Source organism: Oleiphilus sp. HI0125 (assembly GCF_001635355.1).
Genome location: NZ_LWGF01000906.1, coordinates 1 through 827 on the forward strand (window position 1 = coordinate 1; position 827 = coordinate 827).

The window sequence follows — 827 nt, forward strand, 5'->3', positions numbered from 1 at the left end:
TTAATATAATACTGACCTTGGAACTTATCATGCTCGAAATAGGTAATTATTATTACCTTAGTCGTAACAGAGCTAGTAATCTTATATTGGAGAGGCATGTCGATTTGACTTGCCCTATGAGATAAAAGTGGTGGTAGGCACTCTACCTTAAACCGACAAGCCGCAAGAAAAAACAACAATGCGTTGCAAACAATATGCGAGCACTGTTACTTGTATTGATACACCAAAAAAGGCCCCATAAGGGACATCTTTGCAATGTTATGTTTGCTTAGTGCAGCTTCATTCTAGAATGAATCACTCGCATCAAACGATCATTTAGCCAAATCAAACCGGTCTTAAAGAAGCCGTGCAAGGCAAGCTGATGCATGCGATATAAAGACACATAAAATAAGCGCGCAAGCTTTCCTTCGACCATCATGCTGCCTTTGCTCAAGTTCCCCATGAGACTTCCTACGGCAGTATAATCGCTCAAAGAAACAAGCGAACCATGATCTTTGTAGACAAACTGATGTGCAGCACCGCCATCTAGTCGAGCAACAAGCGTCTTGTACAGCGTACTCGCCTGTTGGTGTGCCGCTTGTGCACGAGGAGGCACAGACCGTTCATTACCCTCATTCCAACATTCCGCACAATCGCCAAACGCAAATACGCAATCATCCAAAGTCGTTGCCAATGTGGTGTCAACCTTCAATTGATTCAATCGATTCGTTTCGAGGCCATCTAGTTCTGTTAAGAACCCTGGGGCTTTAATACCTGCCGCCCACACTTTGATTTCGGCGTTTAGAGGCTCACTCTCAGCAAAGGTCAGTTGAGTGTCGGTAATTTCT

General features: G+C 44.0%; 1 protein-coding gene. It reads right to left on the minus strand.

What is annotated here, in order from left to right:
* Positions 1-268: 268 nt before the first annotated feature.
* On the minus strand, positions 269-827 hold a 559-nt coding region (locus tag A3762_RS15690; protein ID WP_197469297.1), incomplete at its 5' end, for an NAD(P)/FAD-dependent oxidoreductase.